Genomic DNA, 19,166 nt, shown 5'->3' on the forward strand with positions numbered 1-19,166 from the left:
TTTTTAATTTAAATTTAAAGAATTTTTCACTAATATACTGCTCTTTTTAATAACGCCTATGAGAAATAGTATTATAAAAGGATCAAAATGAGCTTATTTAGGTTTTCCATTGCAGCGGCGGGAGCGCTTTGCTTATGCGCGGCCACTTTAGCTGCACAGGATGATAGCGAAGGTGGCTCCCAAAATTTAGGGCAGATCAATGTTACGGGAAACGTAGAAAGCGACCCGCTTACCAAAAAAGTCGGCGAAACCAAAAAGAGCGCCAAAACGCTAGAAAAGCAGCAAGTCTCCGACACTAGAGACCTTGTAAAGTATGAAACGGGAGTTAGCGTCGTAGAATCTGGCAGGATGGGCTCTAGCGGCTACTCAATCCGCGGAGTGGACGAAAATCGCGTCGCTATCACGATAGACGGACTTCATCAAGCGGAAACTTTAAGCTCGCAAGGCTTTAAAGAGGTTTTTGAGGGATATGGGAATTTTAACAACACCAGAAACGGCGTCGAGATGGAAAACGTCAAACAAGCGACCATTACCAAGGGCGCAGACTCGATAAAAGCGGGTTCTGGCGCACTTGGAGGCTCCGTTATGTTCGAGACCAAGGATGCACGGGATTATTTAATCGATAAAAATTGGTTTTACGGCTTTAAAGCGGGCATTTCCAGCAGAGATAAGGAAAAAATGAGATCTCATACTCTTGCTGCGAAAGTTAATTGGTTTGATTTTTTAGTAATCAGAACCGATAGAAATTCTCACGAGCTTAGAAACTACGGATACGGCACTTACGACGATAGCGTAAGAGGAAGGGAAAGGGAGCAAACCGATCCTTATACCATTAAAAAGGAAAGCACCTTAGTTAAAATAGCTTTTCAGCCAGATGAAGAAAATAGAATTACCCTTATGAACGACGATTATAAAGGTAGATCGAAAGGCAACGACTACTCATATACTCTCTATCCAAGATCAATCACCAATCCCGATTTTTTCGAAAGCAAGCTCGGAGAGAGATACACGGACGATCTTAGCAAGAGAGAAAATAGAGGTATCGCTTACGAAAATTTTATCGAAACGCCGCTTTGGGATAGCGTAAAATTCTCGTTCTCGAATCAAAGAATCAAACAAAGAGCAAGAACGGAAGAGTATTGCAGGGGCGATAATTGCGCAGAAATAGCAAACCCTATAATAAAAAGAGATGGCAACAATAATATAGTAGACTCAAACGGAAACGAATTTAACATAGATAGAGGCGGTCCGGGAGGAATGACGAGATTAATTGATTCAAATGGAAAAACGTATTTATCGGGTTATGCCATTCCAAATATAAGTAATATGAAATTAAACTGCGAAGAATTTAACTGTAACGGTCCGTTAACGCTTTATAGAATTCCCTTCAATTCTGATCCAATAGAAAAAATGAGTCTGCCTCTGAATAGTCCAACCTATAATTTTACGGGTTCAAATGGAAAGAATTATGAATTTGATATACACGAAGAGACCTTAAACGGAAAGAGATATAAGGTAATTAAACCTAGTTATACTAATGGCATAGTCAAACAAGATTCTAATGAATTTAATATGCTTTTACCAAACTCACAGGGCTATCTTGATAGAGACTGGAAAGAAAGGGATCTAAATACCGATACTAAGCAGTTTGATCTGGATTTTAGCAAAGATTTTAATTTTTTGAGTGTGGAAAATAGCCTTTCATATGGACTAAAATATATAAAAACCGATAAATCTATGGTAAATAGGGCGGGTTTTGACGCTACGAATCCTCAATGGTGGGCAGATACCGCTCCAGGTGACTGCCAAGGTGCAGATGCATTCAATGCACTGAAATGCCCTAAAACTGAGCCTGAAACATCATTTTTAATACCGGTCGAAAGCAAAAACGGAGTCTTTCACGTAGCGGACGACGTTATAGTAAATGACTTTTTTGATTTCAATCTAGCCTATAGATACGATAGAGTAAGATATAAACCGGGCTATGTTCCGGGCAAGACCCCAAAGATCCCCGACGGTATGGTAGAGGGTCTATTTATACCGCTTGCTAAAAATCCGCTTCCGGAGCCCAAGTGGAGCGACTATCCAAATTGGTCGGATTATGTGGCAGCCAGGAACGCATACCTAGCAAAGCAAGCCGAAGTAGATGCACTAAATGCAACGAATGCCGAGCGAAATATAGAGTATATGTCAAAGCCGAAGGAGTATAAAAACAACTCCTACGCCGTGGGTTTAAATTTTAATCCTCTTGAGTTTGTAAGAATTCAAACGAAGTATTCGAAAGCCTTTAGGGCGCCTACTACGGATGAGCTATATCTAGCGTTTAAGCATCCGGATTTTACGATAAAACCCAATGTAGATCTAAGGCCCGAAATAGCTAAAACCAAAGAGGTAGCCGTTACATTTCATAGTGAAAGCCAAAGTTATATTACGATTAGTAGGTTTAAGACGGACTATCAAGACTTCTTAGATCTGGAATACCAAGGCACAAAAAGGGTCAATACGAACGCGAATAGCGCGCTTGATTTCGATATGTATCAAAACGTAAACAGACAAAGAGCCAAGGTAAACGGCATAGAGATAAGCTCTAAATTTAACCTAAGCGATATCTCCGATAGTCTGGGCGGATTTTATGTAGGATATAAATTTACGAAACAAAAGGGAAAAATTTTAACCGATGATGACGGTTTAGTGCCGATGAATGCGATACAGCCAAAAACTTCGGTATATAACGTGGGCTATGCCGAGAAAAATGACAAATTCGGAGTTGATATATACCTTACGACCGTATCGGCTAAAAAGCCCGAAGATACCTACAATATGTTTTGGAAAAACGAAAAGCAAAGCGGAGATCCTATAAACGGACGCCCGGTAACCGATTACAGAGCGCACTGGCTAAGCTCTAGCTACAAAGTGCTAGACCTGGTAGCATACACCAAGCCTACTAAAAATTTAACCTTCAGATTCGGCTGCTACAACATAACTGACGAAAAATATCTAACTTGGGAATCGGCTAGATCGGTAAGATCTTTCGGCACCACAAATATGGTCCGCAAATCAGATAGTTTGGGCATAAACCGCTTCTACGCTCCGGGGCGAAATTTTAAGCTGACCTTCGAGCTTACCCTGTAAATTTCAATAAAATTTGGACTAAATTTAATATCTAGTCCAAATTTTGATCTTTAAAATTTTTAAACGGCTCGGTAAAACCGCAACTCCTTTTTAAGCGTATCAACAAGGGTATTGTTTATCAAATCTCCCGACTGCTTTCTAGATCGGCAAAAGTTTATATAAAAAGAGTGGGTCAAATTTTATTCTGCGACGATCTAGCGAAAAATTTATAGAATTTTACAAAGCACGTAACCACACAGATGCCGCTACGCTTTCGGTAAAGAAATTTTACCGCTATCTGAGGCTTGCCAATTACATGGTATCGTCTGATTTTGTGGTGTTTTTAAATTTTAAAATTTTACGTAGCGCGGCAGCCCAAAGGCTCATGTCTGCTATGATGTCAGCCCTGTAATTTTGCAATGACGCCCGCGATTTTTCCCTTGCTTCGAGATCGAATTTTTGCCCGTGTAAATTTACCGAGCCGGAAAACATAGCGCCCGTATGTGCTAAAAATTTCGCAGGCGCACAGCCCTGTACTACGCAAATCGCAGGGGAATTTTAATGCCGTAATCCGCAAGCGTATCATCTCGCTTCCAAGCGAAGATAGCCTTTTTGCGGCAATGTGCGCAATCTAGTTCTTTCGCTCTATCTCGCCCGCTTGTGACGACAAATCTTATAAACGCAGTGGTCTTTTAAAAAATTTAACTTCAAATTTTGCTCCGAAGCTCGCTAAATTTAAGGAAGAGCCCACACAGATAAATTGTTCTATTTTTATGAGGCGCACGAGGTTTTTAAATTTGCGGTGCCCGTATGAAGCTTTAAAGTTCGCTAAGTTTCGCCGTCGTTAGCACGCAAGGCTGATTCGGCTAGCGATCTTTTGTGCGGTTTATCTCCTTGTATTACTTGCTTAAATTCCCGCCGCGGTATATGTCGGCGCCGGACAAATCATAGCTTCGTTTTAAATTTAATACTCATATCCTCTAATGCTAATATGCCTTCCCTCTATCTTAGGAACTACGGGCTTCTTTTTAAGCTTAACGCCATACAAATTAATACCGTAAAGTTTGCTAAGGCGGATAAAATCGACGTTAAGCTCCTCTAAATCGGTATCGCGAAGATCAATGTATTTAAGGCTTGTCATATCGTTTATGCTCTGCGGTAATTTTTTAATTGCAGTCTCGGAGAGATCTAAAATTTCTAAATTTTTTAAATTTCCTACGCTTTCCGGGATCTGCGTAATATTTTTTCCGTGGATGTAAAGCTCCTTTAAATTATGTAGGTTTCCGATGCTCTCAGGGATTTTCGTAATGGCTTGGCTGTTAATTTTCAGCTCTTCCAAAGCATCAAGCATGCCGATGCTCTCAGGCAGACTCTCTTGCTTATATCTGCCAATATCGAGTTTCTTTAAGCTTTTTAATGCGCCGATACTTTCAGGAATTTCTTGTAAATTTTCAGACCAAATAGAAAGCTCCTGCAGATTATGCAAATCCCCTAACTCAGACGGGATCGTTTTGATATTTGAACTTATATGAAGCCTTTTGAGCGACGGGATTTTCACGGCGAGCCGTAATCTCTGCTCGTCCATATGACCCCACTCCTCAAGATTTGGTAAATTTACGATGTTTTCAGGAGGAGAGGTAAAATCTTCGCTTAGTTCCTTTAGACTCGGCATTCGCGAAACCTCATCGGGTAGCGCCTCTATATGCGTGTTCGTAAGATATAAAATTTCCAGGTTTTTCAGCTCTGCTAGATACGTAGGCAAAGTATGTAAAAAATTACAACTATAACAGTGGAGCTCTCGCAGCTTGCTCATCCCTGTAATCTGCGGCGGCAATTGCGAAATATGCGTTTCATCCAGTTCGAGATATTCTAAATTCTTTAAATTCGCTACATTCGCGCTCAACTCTTTTACGGGGCAACGATCCAAAATCAGCGTCTTAAGATTCGGAATTTTAGAGATATTTTCACTAATCTCCGTAAATTTAGTAGCACGTAAACCTAAATACTCGAGCTTTTGTAAATTTTGCACGCACGAAGGCAGATCCGAAACTCTCGTGCCTTGCAAATCGAGCTTTTTTAAATTTGAAAGCAAGCAAATCTCGGGCGGAACCTGCGTAACCTCATCCACTTTAATCGGCGAAACGGTCATAAAATTCGCGTTTCTGCCGAAGTCTAGTTCTTCAATGTCCGCAAGCTTTTCATACAAATCCCACGTCGTAGCGATATCGCTAAAGAAGCTTATACCATAGTAATTCTCTCGCCCTTTATCGCTAAAGCGTAAAAAATTCGCCAAGTTTTGCATCTGCGTATTTTGATCCTCGCTTAGCTTTGGGCTAAACTTCAGGCGGATGTCCTGCGCATCGTTTGGCATACTAATTTTAATGCCTTTAAAATCGAAGATTGATTGCATGCAGAGCGAAAAAGCAACTACTATAAATAGCGCGATATAAATCTTTTTCATTTGAGTCGCCTTTTTAAAATTTAAAATTTTAGTATCTAGCTGCGCGATATTTATAAAATTTAAGCGAGCGCTTTGCAAGCTTGATTTAAAAATCCTCACATCGCTCTGCGCTTCGCAAATTCCATCAAATTTTAAAATTTCGGAATTTCGCGCAGCGTCTTAAAGGCGGAGCGAAATTCCAAATCAAAGGACGCTTGTAAATTTTATTTATAAGCCTTGATCGCTTTGTCTAGGATTTTCTCGGCCTCGGCAGCGCTTGCAAAATCCTTTACTTTGACCCATTTATTCGGCTCTAAAAGCTTGTAGGTTTCGAAGAAATTTTTGATCTTATCCAGCGTCGCTTTAGGCAGATCGGAGACCCCTTTAATGCCCTCATATCGCGGATCGATCTTGCTAACCGGCACGGCAAGCAGCTTCTCGTCCATTCCGCCTTCGTCCTCCATCATCAAAACGCCGATTAGGCGGCACGGGATCACGCTGCCTGCGGCAAGCGGGTATTCGTTTAGCACCAAAACATCCGCAGGATCGCCGTCGTCAGCCAAGGTATTGGGCACGAAGCCGTAGTTTGCGGGGTAAAACATCGCGCCGTAGAGCACGCGATCTACGCAGAGCGCGCCGCTTGCTTTGTCGATCTCGTATTTGATGTTCGAGCCGTAAGGGATTTCGATCACTGCGTTGATTTTATCGGGGTTTGAGCCCACTTTTATCTTTGAAAGATCCATGGTTTTCCTTTATTTAGAATTTAAAATTTTGATATTTTTCACGTCTATCGTCGTTTTGGTAAAATCTTTGTCGATCTCGCCGCTAATTCGCACGAGCGTATTTTCATCTACGCTCACGTCGCGCCAAACGTCATCGTCGATCTCGACCTCGATGCTATCGCCGTTTTGATCCACAAATCTATAATGCTCGTGTTTGAGCTGAGATTTTATCTTGCCGTCTATTACGACAAAAGAATCATCTCTTAATTTAAGCGCTTCTTTGACGCTTGACGGTTGAGTTTGTGCCGTCGCGCCGCTTGGGGCGAACCCGCCCGCGGCGAATGCAGCCGCACATAAAGCCATGCTAAGTAAAAATTTTCTAACCATATCTATCCTTAAATTTTAATCTCTGTATCCGCAAACAGATCTGAAATTTCATTAAATTTAAAAGCCGCTCATATTTAACGCTCGCATTAAATTTGCGGCGCGAGCTTTTAAATTTACGCTTAAAATTTGGCTATTTAGCGCGACGGCAAGCTATAAATTTAAAGGCGCACTCGTACTAAAAAGCGCGTCTTAAATTTAAGCCGCCATCCAAGCGCGCTAGCCTAATTTTTCGATCTGCGCGGCGATTATAGCGTTTATGTCCGCTACGATCTCCTCGACTGTGCGCTCGCCGTTTACGCTGTAAAATACGCCCGCGTCGCCGTAAAATTTACGGATATCCTCGATCGGCTCTGAAAATACCGCCATGCGGTTTTTAAAGACCTCCTCGTTATCGTCTGCTCCGCGAGCGCGTCCTAAAACACGCTCCTTGGCGATTTCCTCGCTAACGCACACTTCGATGACTGCGCTAAGATTTACATCATCGTCGCCTCGCAGCACCTCGTCTAGTTTGCTCATCTGCTCGACACTCCTTGGATAGCCGTCGATGATGATGAAGTCTTTAGGCGAGCTTTTAATCGCGCTAACGATAGCATTTACGACGATATCAAGCGGCACGAGATTGCCTTTAGAAATGAAGCCATCTATCTGCCTGCCCAGAGCGCTGCCGCTTGCTACCTCGGCGCGTAGCAGATCGCCCGTGGAGTAGTGCTCGATGCTTTGATTCATCTGAGCGATCATACTCGCATCGGTCGTTTTGCCGCTGCCAGGAGCGCCGATGATTAAAAAAAGGCTTTTCATTTTTGCTCCTTCTTATGAAGCCTAAGACCTAGCTCGCGAAGCTGCTCGTCTGTAACGACGCTAGGGGCTTTGGTGAGCGGACACTGCGCGCGCTGCGTTTTAGGAAACGCGATAACCTCGCGAATACTGCTTGAGCCGGTAACCAGCATCATCAGCCTATCAAAGCCGATCGCGATACCTCCGTGCGGAGGCGCGCCGAAGCTTAGCGCATCAAGCAGGAAGCCGAATTTCTCCCTCTGCTCCGCAGGCTCGATCTTAAGCAACCTAAAGACCTTTTCTTGAATGTCCGCTTTGTGGATCCTGATACTGCCGCCGCCAAGCTCGATGCCGTTTAACACGACGTCGTAGGCGATCGACGTGATATCCTCCAAATCGGGCTCATCGGGATTGTTCGGCATAGTGAAAGGATGGTGCATCGCAGAGTAGCTACCGTCGTCGTTTTGCTCAAACATAGGGAAATTTACGACCCACAAAAACTCAAGCCTGTTCGGATCGATCAGACCAAGCTCGTTTGCAAGGAAAATTCTAAATCTACCCATATAATCAAGCACGATTTTCTTTTTGCCCGCGCCGAAAAATACGACGTCGCCGACCTTTAGCTCGCAGCGCTTGATGAGCTCATCGAGCTCACTTTTTTCAAAGAATTTTACCAGCGGCCCCTTTAGACCGTCCTCTTTTACTTGGATAAACGCAAGCCCTTGCGCGCCGAATTTTTTCACGTATTCCTCAAAACCTTGCATCTGGCGCTTGCTAAATTTCAGATCGCCGCCCTCGACTTTGAGCGCTTTTACGCGGTTAGCTTTGCGGTCTTTGGCTAAATTTGAAAAAATTTCGTTGCTCGATTTTTCAAAAATATCGGCTACGTCGATGAAAGGCATATCGTAGCGCAGATCGGGTTTGTCGCTGCCGTAAAGCTCCATCGCGTCTTTATACTCCATATGTCTAAAAGGAGTGACGATCTCGCGACCGCAGGATTTAAAAATATCCTTTAAAACCTCCTCGGCTACGCGCATTACGTCGTACTGGGTATTGAAGCTCATCTCGATATCGATCTGCGTAAATTCCGGCTGGCGGTCGGCGCGCAGGTCCTCATCGCGGAAGCAACGCGCGATCTGGAAGTATTTATCAAAGCCCGAGCACATCAAAAGCTGTTTGAAAAGCTGCGGACTTTGCGGAAGCGCGTAGAAACTGCCCGGATAGACGCGGCTAGGCACCAGATAATCCCTAGCGCCTTCAGGCGTCGCGCGCGTTAAGATCGGCGTTTCGACCTCCACAAAGCCTAGCCTATCAAGAGCATTTCGCGCGGCGATCGCAGCCTTGGAGCGCATCTTAAATTTATCGAAGCTCCCCTCGGCGCGCAGATCCAAAAAGCGATATTTTAGCTTCGTTTCTTCGTTAACGCTTTTATCACCGATTACGAAAGGAAGTGGCTTGCTTGGATTTTCGATCTCTAAGCTTTCTACCACGACTTCGATGTCGCCGGTTTTTAAATTTGGATTTTCCAGCCCCTCGCCGCGAGCTCGGATCTTGCCGACGGCTTTTAGAACGAATTCGTTTCGCACGGTATTTGCTACCTCGTATGCCGAGTGGCTATCTTTGGGATCACAGACTAGCTGTAAAAGTCCGCTTCGGTCGCGCAAATCTATAAAAATCACGCCGCCGTGGTCGCGGTAAGAATTTACCCAGCCGCACACGGTTACACTTTTGCCGATATCGTTTTTACTCAAATCGGCGCAATAATGACTTCGCAATTTTACTCCTTTAAATTTATTTGTAAAACGCAAGTATAGTTAAATTTTGCTTTTACAAAGCTAATTTTTTATAAAATAAAACTATGGAAAACAAAATTCATAAAAACCTTAAATTCGCGGGGCTAATAGCCAAAAAATCAGAAGAGATTCGCCCCGTCGTGGAGCAAATTTGCGAAATTTTAAAAGCGCAAGGTATCGAGCTTTTACTTGAAGAGGACGGAGCGGAATTTTTCGGCCTTAAGCCGCATACGCTTGCAGAAATTTTAAAAAAGACCAATTTTTTAATCAGTCTCGGCGGAGACGGCACGCTTATCGGACTTGCGAGGCTGCTAAGCGACAAAAACGCCTTTATTTTGGGTATCAACGCGGGCACTCTCGGGTTTTTAACGGACGTACAGCCGAGCGAATTCGCAAAATTTTTAAAGGAATTTCTGCGCGGCGAATACGAGATCGAGCGCCCGTTTTTACTCGAAGTGATACTGGAAAACGGCGGCGGTAAAATCGTCCGCAAGACCGCATTTAACGACGTCGTAATCACCCGCAGCCGCATCTCTTCAATGGCGAAGATCGACGCATTTTTAAATAGAAAATATTTCAACACCTACTACGGCGACGGCGTGATCGTAAGCTCCGCCGTGGGCTCGACCGCGTATAATATGAGCGCGAACGGATCTATCGTCTATCCGCTGTGCGACGTGTTTTGCGTCACGCCGATCTGCTCGCATAGCCTGACGCAGCGGCCTTTGATCCTGCCAAAAGAGTATCTTGCAAGCTTCAAAAACGCCGGAAGCTCCGAAGTTAGCGTCGTCATCGATGGACAAGACGTTTTTGATATGGCGGAATTTAGCAGCGTAAGCGTTAAAATTTCACACGCCAAGGTAAATTTAATAAAACGCAGAAGCTACGATTATTTCGACGTTTTAAAAGCCAAACTCAGATGGGGGCACGGCGGATGCTAGAAAGAATTTATATTAAAAGTAATCTAGGTTTTTGCGAGAGCGAGCTTAGTTTTGGCCCGGGACTTAGCGTATTTACAGGCATCAGCGGCGCGGGTAAATCGGTATTAATAGGTGCGATTTTAGCGGTGTTCGGTCTTAACGAATGCGAGGCTGAGCTCATAGAAGCGGACGTAGAGCATCAATTTGATATGGAAAATTTCGGTTTGATAAACGATACGCCGAATATTTTTCGCGTCCTAAAAGAGCGTAGCTTGCGATACTTTATAAATTCCCAATCGGTCTCGAAAAAAAATCTAAGCACGATAGCCAGCGAATACGTAAAATTTTTAGGCGCGAAAAACGCCGGCGAAATGAGTAGCGACAGCTTGCTAAAATTACTTGATTTTATCGCCGCGAAAAAAGATGCGGCGCACGCGCAAAGCCTATCGGAGCTTCAAAGCGCTTTTGTGGAATTTAGCCGCACAAAAAAGCAGCTGGATGAAATTTTAGATCAAGAGCGCAAGATTGAGGAGTTAAAGGAATTTGCTCGCTTTGAGATTGAAAAAATCGAGCGCGTATCGCCTAAGATCGGCGAATACGAGGAGCTTTTGCAGATCAAAAAAAAGCTTAGCAAAAAAGATAAGATCGAGGAACTTTGGGCTAGGGCGCAGGGCGTTTTTGAGCTGGAGCGCAGCGTCATCGAAGCGCTAAGTCTTAGCGGGCTGGATAGTGCGTTTTTTGAGGATGCAATGAACGAGCTGCGGCTAAAGCGAGAAAGCTTGAATTTAGACGAGCTAGAAAACATCGACATAGAGAAAATTTTAGATCGTATTGAAGCTCTTAGCGCGCTAAATAGGCGCTACGGAAGCGTAGAAGAGGCTTTAGCTACGCTTGAAGCGCGCAAGAAGGAGCTTGAGCATTACGATCAGTTAAGCTTTGAAAAAACCAAGCTACAAGCGGAATTTAAACGCCTTAGTGAAAGCACCGCTACCCTTGCCGAAAAAATCAGCGAGGCTCGCAAGGGCACTAAAAAACGGCTCGAGGATCTGATAAATTCCTATCTAAAGCAGCTTTATATGGACGGAGTGGAGCTTAGTTTTAAGCCTACGGTGCTTAGTGAGTGCGGCACAGACGAAATTTGCGTCAGCTTGTGCAAGACGGAATTTAAAAATTTAAGCTCAGGCGAAACGAACCGCCTACGCCTTGCTTTCATCGCGGCAAGCTTGGAGCTTACAAATAACGGCGAGGGAATTTTGATCTTAGACGAGATTGATTCAAATTTAAGCGGAAAAGAGGCGATGAGTATCGCTAACGTGCTGGTAAAAATTTCAAAATTTTATCAAATTTTTGCGATCTCGCACCAGCCGCAGCTTAGCTCAAAGGCTGCGTCACACTTTTTAGTAAGTAAAACGAACGGCAAATCTAGCGTGAGATTATTAAGCGAAAATGAGAAAATAACAGAGCTAGCTCGTATGATAAGCGGCGAGACTATTACTGCAGAAGCCCTGGAATTCGCTAAAAAACTAAGGCAAAGCTGAAGGAATTTTAAGCTTAAGTTTAAATCTGAAATTTTTTGCTACAATACCGCGTTTAATTTAAATTTAAGTGTGATTTTGCAAAACGACGTAAAATCCGCTTCGAAAAATTTTATCAAGTGAGTTTTATGATTATAGATACACATTGCCATTTAGACGATGCTAGTTTCGGCGCCGATTTGGACGCGGTGATTGAGCGCGCCACGATTGCAGGCGTGCGTAGCATCATCATTCCCGGTGCCGATGTAGCAGACTTAGATAAGGCATGTAAAATTTCGCATGCACGGGATAATGTGTATTTTGCCGTAGGGGTGCATCCATACGAGATAGATTCTTTCGATATGGAGGTGCTGAAGCGGTATGCTGACGATCCCAAATGCGTGGGCGTTGGCGAATGCGGTCTTGATTACTTCAGACTTAAGCAGCAAGAGAGCAAGGAAACCAAAGCCTTAGAAATCTCCCGCCAAAAAGACGCCTTCATCTCACAAATCGATCTAGCAGCACAACTTCAAAAACCACTTATAGTCCATATCCGAGAAGCAAACGAAGATAGCTTTGGAATTCTAAAAGATCGCGCCGGCGATTTATGCGGCGGTGTTTTGCACTGCTTCAATGCCAGCAAGCTTTTGCTAGGTCTTAGCGAATACGGATTTTACTTCGGTATCGGCGGAGTTTTGACATTCAAAAATGCAAAAAACTTAGCTGAGATCTTACCGCAAATTCCGCAAGAGCGCCTTTTAATCGAGACGGATGCACCATATCTAACCCCGCATCCGCATCGCGGCGAGCGCAACGAGCCTGCATTTACGAGACTCGTGGTAGAAAAAGTCGCGGAAATTTTAAGCCTAAGCGTAGAAGAGGTCGAAGCAATAACGACTCAAAACGCCTGTAGGCTTTTTGGCGATAAAATCAAAGGAGAGATATGAAAGCCATAAAATTTATACTGCTAGCCCTGCTTTTAGTGGGCGAAGCGTTTGCGAGCCAGCCCGGTCTGATGCGCGCAAATCACGACTATATTTTAAATCAATTCGGCATCGAAAATAACGAATCGAGCAAAAACGTAGTTGCGGGCATATTCCGTGCGATCAATGCAAGCGATCGCAAGCAGTTTAAGCATATCGTGACTTCGCAGTCGCACAATGCCTACTTAGTCAAATCCGAGGTCGATAACATCGAAGCTCCGGAATTCTTATTGTATTTGGCAATGGTAGAATCTCATCTTAAAAACACCGTAACTTCGGGCGCTAGCGCAGGTGGTATGTGGCAGCTGATGCCGGCAACTGCGAAAAATTTCGGTCTTAGAGTAGATAGCGCCGTGGATGAGCGTCGCGATCCCGCAGCCTCTACGGATGCTGCGTTTTCGTATATTTTGCATCTGAAGCAAAATTTTGGCAAGTGGTATTTAGCGCTAATGGCGTATAATTGTGGCGATCAAAAGCTTAAAAATGCGATTGCAGCTACTGGCAGCGATGATCTGGATCGCTTGCTAAAAAGTCCCGCACTTCCTAATGAGACTAAGAATTTTATCAAGCGCATTATTAAATACGCTTACATTGCTCAAAATGAAAATATGCGTAAAATTCTGCTTTTTGAAAGCGAGCCGTGGGGGCTAAAGCGTATCGCAGTAGCTCCAGGCACAAAGCTAAGCGCGGTTGCAAAACAGATCGGAATTTCGCCGTCGCAAATGCAGGATTACAACGCGCATATTAAAAACGGAATTTCGCCGCTTAACGGCAAGTACTTCTTTTATATCCCACAAAGCAAATATGCAGAATTTGTCGTAAATCAAGGCGCGTTTCAAGCGTATGAACCACGTCTGAAGCAGCGCAAGCCAGGACGCGTGTTAGCAGGTTTGGCGAACGAGCTTAGCCTCAAAGATAAAAACGAAATAGCGCTAAATAATATAAAATTCAACAAATAAGATCGGATCGTAGGTGTCGTACCAGAAAATCGCTCTTTTTAGTGCGCTTTTTGCGCTGATTCTTGCCGGTTGCTCGTTTCGCACCGCACCGTCGTCTAGATCGTCTACGGGCGGTGCGGGCAAGATCGGCAAAAACTCTCCCGCCACCATGCGCCCTTATAAAATTAACGGCAAAACCTACTATCCCGAACAAGTAAGCGTCGGTGACACTCAAATCGGCATCGCCAGCTGGTATGGGCCGAATTTTCACGGCAAATACACCTCAAACGGCGAAATTTACGATATGAACGGCATGACTGCCGCACACAAAACCTATCCAATGAATACTATGGTAAAGGTCACGAATCGCGATACCGGCGCTACCGCAACCGTGCGCATCAACGATCGCGGTCCATTCGTGGATGGTCGCATCATCGATCTTAGCAAAACAGCTGCTAATTTAGTGGGCGTATTTGCCAAAGGTACGGCGCCGGTAAAACTCGAAGTAGTGGGCTTTTATGGGCATACTATCGCCAAAGGCTCGCCGAAAGCAACCATTGTCGGCGGAAATTTTATGGTGCAAATCGGTGCGTTTAGAAACAGAAGCGGCGCACAAATTTATCAGCGCGATTACCACGGCACGGCGGGATATCCTGCGATCATCAAAGAATTTAGCATAGATGGCGCGCCAATTTATCGCGTCTTTTTAAGCGGATTTAAAAGCGAGGATGAGGCGAGAGATTTCGCGCATAATGGCAAGTTTACTGGAGCTTTTATCGTAAGGGAGTAGCAGTTTTATTTGACGGCTTTTACCTTCGTTTTTTGCTTGATAAGGGCTTTGTTAAATTTATTTGTGAGCTACTTGCAGTAAAATTTCTCGTCATCTAATAGTTATCTGCTTTAGCTGCGGCGGAGTGCGGGCTACTTGCAAGCTATTCGTAGCAAAAAGTGCACCTGCTTGCTTGAGCTTTGTTTTTTAATAGGGCGCCGCAGCTGATAAAATTTTATATTGCTAGGGGATAAAGCATGCAAAAATATCCGGAAGTTTATAGTTTAGAAAAGAGTTTGGCTATACTTGAAAAATATAAAGACGAGCTGAGCGCAGAACAATACGAGCAAAACGCATCTATCATCTGCAACCACGCGATAGAGGGTATGTTTGCAAACGAGCAAGATATAATCGATCTTATCAAGGTCGATAAGGGAGAAAAAACGCCCGATGAGATAATAAACGAATATAAAAAAGAGTGGGGCGTTTTATAGCGTAGTAGAAAATTTAAATTTGATAGTGAAATATCAGAAGTATTTTGGCGCAGCTCATCGTCTGTTTGAATTTTAATCATGCAGAAAAGTTACGACTTCATGTTCTTTTGGTAAAAATTTTCTGCCATCGATACCATCATCTCCGTATTCCAATAATGCTTCATTTAAAATTTCATAAATTTCATCCATTGAAATATCTCCAATGTCAGAATTTACGCTTTGGAATTTATATTTGATTTTAAATGGATTTTCCGTGAAATATTTACTCGTAGTTTCGTCATAAATTCGCCTTATATCAAGCTCGATATTTTTACCTCTATAATGCAGTAGCCAAATAACTTCTCCCGTAAGACCATCTCTTGGGTCTGGCAAAGGCACTCTGCAAACAAACATAAACCAGGCATCTCTTTGTCTATCTATAACCCAATCCAGCTTATCTAGGTAGTAATCATCATAGACTATTGAGCCATATTTTAGGCAACAATTATTTATAATATTTGCAACATTGTATCTTTCCAAATCAACTTTAGAAATATGCTCCGCAATAAACGCCATTCTCTCCTCCTTAAGGAATTCTATAATTTAAAGTAGCTCGCTCGTATACAGACCGAACAAAGATGAGATTTCAAATTTAATCCTTTTACTGACGAGAACTTATCGTTAAAGCTGCCAATTTATATGCGATTATCATCAATTCTTACTATAATTTTTCGTAAAATTCGTTATGAAATTTAAAAATTTCAAGTGCTTTGTCGCTCGCCACCTCTTTTAAATTTAGCGTCCAAAAATACGCAGAATTTCACGCCGTATAGGTAGAAAATCCAGCTTATGTAGATCCACAGAAAGAAAAATAGCGCGACCGAAAACGAGCCGTAGATGCTAAGATAGGTTTTGTTATAAAAGACGTATTGCGCAAAAACCAGTCTTGAAAGCCACCATAAAATCGATGCTACGAGCGATGAGGCAAGCACCGCTTTTGCGCGGATCTCGCGGTTGATCGCCGTAGCATAAGTAATCGCAAAGATCCCCCAAACGATTAAGTAGGGTAGAATTTTAAGCAAATTTATCCAGCTTGTAAGCTCGGTTTTATTTAGCAGCTCCTGGAGCTCGCCGCTGATATAAAACGACGCTCCAAGCCCCACAGGAGCGAGCGTCATCAGCGTCCAGTAGGTGCTTAGGCTCTTAAAAAAGCTTCGCTCGGGTGAATGCGAAATGCGCGCAATTATCGCTTCAAAATCTCCGAAAAACAGCACCGACGTAACTAACACTGCGCAAAAGCCCGTTACGCCAAGGCTTAGTCCGTTTGCCATAAATTCCTCGATATAGTGCGCCATGCTCGCTTGATTTGCAGGCAGGAAGTTTGAAAAGATAAAGCCCATAATCTTATCGTAGTAGCCTTTGAAGCTTGGTAGCTGCATAAAGACGCTAAGCGAGACCATCAGCACCGGCAGTAGCGCCAGAATCGTGTGAAAGCTAAGGCTTGATGCATGGTGCATGAGCTCGGTATCGTAGAGGCGGTGGAAGTTTTTAAGTCGGTTTTGTGCTTGCTTAAGCGCCGGTATTAGTTTTTTCATACGGGCGATTTTACATTAAAAATTTAGAATTTCATATAAATTTGCGCAATTTTTCTTTTGTATCTCAGTATATCGTCTATGAAATTTTAAACTGCAAAAATGCGACTACAAATATATAAATTTATATCTCGAATTTAGTCTAAATTTAGGAAAGTTTTTCTAATATGCTAAAAAATAATATTAAATATATCCATAACGAAGGGAAAATAATGGAACGAAGGAAAACGATGAAATTTAAAATTTCATTAGCGGCATGTATGTGCCTACTATGCGGTAGTTTGGCTGCAGCGCAAAGTGGCGGTAATTCTGCGCCTGAAAAGTCGCAGAATATGGGCGTAATCGAGGTAAATTCCGTCGGCGATAATATCAGCGAGAGCGGTATCGACGAGGGCTTTTTGAGCAAAAACGTGCAACAAGGCCTGCTTGCGGGCAAGCGCGCACTTGATCTTCCCTATCAGATCAACACGATCAGTAAGGAGATCATAAATCACCAAGGCGTCACCGGCTACGAGGAGGCGGTCAAATACTTCCCCTCCGCGCAGATTCAGATGCGCGGCGGCGCTACGGTCGGACGCCCGCAGACACGCGGCTTTGAGGGTAGCGTCGTAGGCAACAGCTTCTGGGACGGCTTTTATACGATTTCGACGACGGCGATTCCGATGGCGATGTTTGAGAGCTTTCAGGTGCAAAACGGCGTCGCAGGCTCGCTCTACGGCGCACAAAACCCGGTTGGCATTTTCAGCTACACGCGCAAGCGCCCGGTAAAAGATCAATACATAATTTGGAGCGATTATATGTCGCGAAGCAACCTAGGTCTTGGTCTTGATCTATCCGATAAATTTGAAAAATTCGGCTACCGCGCGGTATTTTACGGATCAAACGGCGACAGACAGCCAAAGGGTTCAAATTTACAGCGCCGCTTAGCCAGCGTCACGATGGAATTTTATCCGACGGGCGATCTAACGTTTGAAACCGCAGCGAGCTATTACGAGCACAATACTAAGGGCTTTGCAGGGCAGTTTGCTCTGGGCGTGCGAGACGGCAAGATCGTAGACGGCATGGAGCTTCCAAAGGCGGTGGATTCCTCAAAACGCGGTCTTGGGCAGAGCTTTGGAGGAATGCATCTAAAAACCACTACCGCAAGCGCGAAATTTAAATACTCACCGACGGATAGGCTATATTTCGAGGGCGGCTTTCAGTTTCAGCGTGCCGATCGTGATACTCACGGCGTCGTAAACTACATCTTGCCTAGCACGCATCCGCAATATACGAAGCCGGGTGATTATTATACTCAACACAGCGGCGGTGCTACGGCAGCATATAGATATGACCTGCCAAGCGGCTATCTCAAGGCCAACACGCAGTTTGACACGGGCAGCGTAGGGCACGATTTTAGCGTGCAGACCAACGGCTATCACTGGACGCAGGATAGATATAAGATCGCAAGCACCAACTACACCTCGCCTACCATCGGCAATATCTACGATCCTAAAATTCTAAATTACACCGGCGCTAGGCGCGGAAGCGGGTTATATCATTTCGCAGTCATAGATATGTATAACGTCTCGGTGCTAGACGATATTACGATAAACGATAAATTTGACGTGATGTTAAGCGCATCTAAGGCGTGGATGAGGCAGGAATCCTACAATAAAAACGAGCAAAGACTTGTCAAAGCCTATAGCGATTCGGGCTATAGCTGGGCGGGCAGCTTGATCTTTCATCCGATAGAGGACGCTAGCATCTACTACACTTACGCAGATAGCTTACAGCAGGGCTCTACCTATGTTTATCCGGCGAGCAGCCCATATGTGGGCGAGGTCGCCTCTACGTCGCCGTATCGCTCCAAGCAGCACGAGATCGGCGCTAAGATCCGCGTAGCCGATATGATCGATTTTAGCGTGGCGTATTTTGATATCCGCAGACCTATCGCGTATCTAAACAGCTCTACCGGAATCTACGGCATAAACGGAGAGCAGCGCAACCGCGGATTTGAGTTTATGAGCGGCGGACGAATTACGCAAAATTTAAGCGTGCTGGGCGGCTTTACCTACATCGATCCTAAGATGCATAACGTAAGCATCGCGGGCGCTAACCGCAAGGTCGCAAACGGCATCCCTAAACTAAATGCAAATTTAATGCTTGATTACGTGATCCCCGGCACCAATAAACTTGCGATCAGCACAAATTTCCACTACACCGGCAAGATGTATCTGGATGATCTAAACACCCAGAGCACGCCTAGCTTTTTCGTTACCGATCTTGGTATCAGATACACGAGCGAGCATCTTTTGGGCGATAAGACGACGCTGCGCTTCAACGCAAATAACGTATTTAACAAAAAATACTGGGCGGGAATGTATCCTGCGAGCGCCGACGGTGCGGGCGGTCTTAACGTAACTAGCGTGCTAGGCTCGGCAAACGGCGTAACGCTCGGCGAGAGCAGAAGCTTCATGCTCTCTGCGGAGGTAAAATTTTAAAATCTAGCGGGTTTAAAATTTCTAATTGAGCGGCGCGAATGATTATGGCGTCGCTTTTAAATTTATGAAATTTTATCGCTCTAAGCGGCGAGATTAAATTTAACGAGGCTTAGTTTTAATTCATTTTAAAATTTAAGCCTCGGATTTTGAAATTTTAAACCTTGATTTTAAAATTTAAATCTTTAAATTTTTAGATCGCCGCGCCTAAGCTCGCCCGCAAATTTTATCGCGCGGTTTAAAATTTAGCCGTTTTTGGTTATAATCTTT

Annotated in this window: 15 protein-coding genes; 8 read left to right on the plus strand and 7 right to left on the minus strand. The window is 44.0% G+C overall.

What is annotated here, in order from left to right; genetic code table 11:
- The first annotated feature begins 87 nt into the window (after positions 1 to 87).
- Positions 88 to 3,132 (plus strand): TonB-dependent receptor, encoded by a 3,045-nt coding sequence (locus tag Q0224_RS03935; protein WP_297949261.1) that lies wholly within the window; start codon positions 88 to 90, stop codon positions 3,130 to 3,132.
- Positions 3,133 to 4,075: 943 nt separating this feature from the next.
- Here Q0224_RS03935 and Q0224_RS03940 read toward each other — a convergent pair.
- The 5 genes from Q0224_RS03940 to aspS all read right to left on the minus strand — a co-directional run bounded on the left by Q0224_RS03940 (position 4,076) and on the right by aspS (position 9,209).
- Positions 4,076 to 5,572 (minus strand): hypothetical protein, encoded by a 1,497-nt coding sequence (locus Q0224_RS03940; protein ID WP_297949263.1) that lies wholly within the window; start codon positions 5,570 to 5,572, stop codon positions 4,076 to 4,078.
- Between the two features lie 203 nt (positions 5,573 to 5,775).
- Positions 5,776 to 6,294 carry an inorganic diphosphatase gene (gene ppa / locus Q0224_RS03945; protein WP_297949265.1) on the minus strand — a complete coding sequence of 173 codons (519 nt, stop codon included), beginning with the start codon at positions 6,292 to 6,294 and terminating at the stop codon, positions 5,776 to 5,778.
- 9 nt (positions 6,295 to 6,303) lie between these two features.
- Entirely contained in the window at positions 6,304 to 6,660 is a 357-nt protein-coding gene (locus Q0224_RS03950) for a NirD/YgiW/YdeI family stress tolerance protein (protein WP_297949267.1), read from the minus strand.
- Between the two features lie 216 nt (positions 6,661 to 6,876).
- Positions 6,877 to 7,458 carry an adenylate kinase gene (locus Q0224_RS03955; RefSeq protein WP_297949269.1) on the minus strand — a complete coding sequence of 194 codons (582 nt, stop codon included), beginning with the start codon at positions 7,456 to 7,458 and terminating at the stop codon, positions 6,877 to 6,879.
- Positions 7,455 to 9,209, minus strand: coding sequence for an aspartate--tRNA ligase (aspS, locus tag Q0224_RS03960; protein ID WP_297949271.1), 1,755 nt, complete (start codon positions 9,207 to 9,209; stop codon positions 7,455 to 7,457). Before aspS ends, Q0224_RS03955 begins: the two co-directional genes overlap by 4 nt.
- Positions 9,210 to 9,292: 83 nt before the next feature.
- Here aspS and Q0224_RS03965 point away from each other — a divergent pair, with 83 nt between their 5' ends.
- From Q0224_RS03965 to Q0224_RS03990, 6 genes are all read left to right on the plus strand, one after another.
- Complete coding sequence (locus Q0224_RS03965) at positions 9,293 to 10,168, plus strand: NAD(+) kinase (protein WP_297949273.1); 876 nt, start codon at positions 9,293 to 9,295, stop codon at positions 10,166 to 10,168.
- Positions 10,162 to 11,685: an AAA family ATPase gene (locus tag Q0224_RS03970; RefSeq protein ID WP_297949275.1), complete on the plus strand. Its 1,524-nt coding sequence runs from the start codon at positions 10,162 to 10,164 to the stop codon at positions 11,683 to 11,685. The genes Q0224_RS03965 and Q0224_RS03970 overlap by 7 nt, the downstream gene beginning before the upstream one ends.
- A gap of 125 nt (positions 11,686 to 11,810) precedes the next feature.
- Entirely contained in the window at positions 11,811 to 12,608 is a 798-nt protein-coding gene (locus Q0224_RS03975; protein WP_297949277.1) for a TatD family hydrolase, read from the plus strand.
- Positions 12,605 to 13,603 (plus strand): lytic transglycosylase domain-containing protein, encoded by a 999-nt coding sequence (locus tag Q0224_RS03980; protein ID WP_297882548.1) that lies wholly within the window; start codon positions 12,605 to 12,607, stop codon positions 13,601 to 13,603. The genes Q0224_RS03975 and Q0224_RS03980 overlap by 4 nt, the downstream gene beginning before the upstream one ends.
- 13 nt (positions 13,604 to 13,616) lie before the next feature.
- Positions 13,617 to 14,372 (plus strand): septal ring lytic transglycosylase RlpA family protein, encoded by a 756-nt coding sequence (locus Q0224_RS03985; protein WP_297949280.1) that lies wholly within the window; start codon positions 13,617 to 13,619, stop codon positions 14,370 to 14,372.
- Positions 14,373 to 14,608: 236 nt separating this feature from the next.
- Positions 14,609 to 14,845 carry a hypothetical protein gene (locus Q0224_RS03990; RefSeq protein WP_297949282.1) on the plus strand — a complete coding sequence of 79 codons (237 nt, stop codon included), beginning with the start codon at positions 14,609 to 14,611 and terminating at the stop codon, positions 14,843 to 14,845.
- A 72-nt stretch (positions 14,846 to 14,917) separates the two neighbouring features.
- Here Q0224_RS03990 and Q0224_RS03995 read toward each other — a convergent pair whose 3' ends face one another.
- Both Q0224_RS03995 and Q0224_RS04000 read right to left on the minus strand, forming a co-directional pair.
- Entirely contained in the window at positions 14,918 to 15,400 is a 483-nt protein-coding gene (locus Q0224_RS03995) for a hypothetical protein (RefSeq protein ID WP_297949284.1), read from the minus strand.
- A 185-nt stretch (positions 15,401 to 15,585) separates the two neighbouring features.
- On the minus strand, positions 15,586 to 16,419 hold the full coding sequence (locus Q0224_RS04000) for a YihY family inner membrane protein (protein ID WP_297949286.1): 834 nt from the start codon (positions 16,417 to 16,419) through the stop codon (positions 15,586 to 15,588).
- Positions 16,420 to 16,646: 227 nt separating this feature from the next.
- On the opposite strand from Q0224_RS04000, the gene Q0224_RS04005 reads away from it, so the two are divergent.
- Positions 16,647 to 18,899 carry a TonB-dependent siderophore receptor gene (locus Q0224_RS04005; protein ID WP_297949335.1) on the plus strand — a complete coding sequence of 751 codons (2,253 nt, stop codon included), beginning with the start codon at positions 16,647 to 16,649 and terminating at the stop codon, positions 18,897 to 18,899.
- Positions 18,900 to 19,166: the final 267 nt, after the last annotated feature.

The sequence above is a fragment of the uncultured Campylobacter sp. genome (genome assembly GCF_938002845.1).
GTDB lineage: Bacteria > Campylobacterota > Campylobacteria > Campylobacterales > Campylobacteraceae > Campylobacter_B.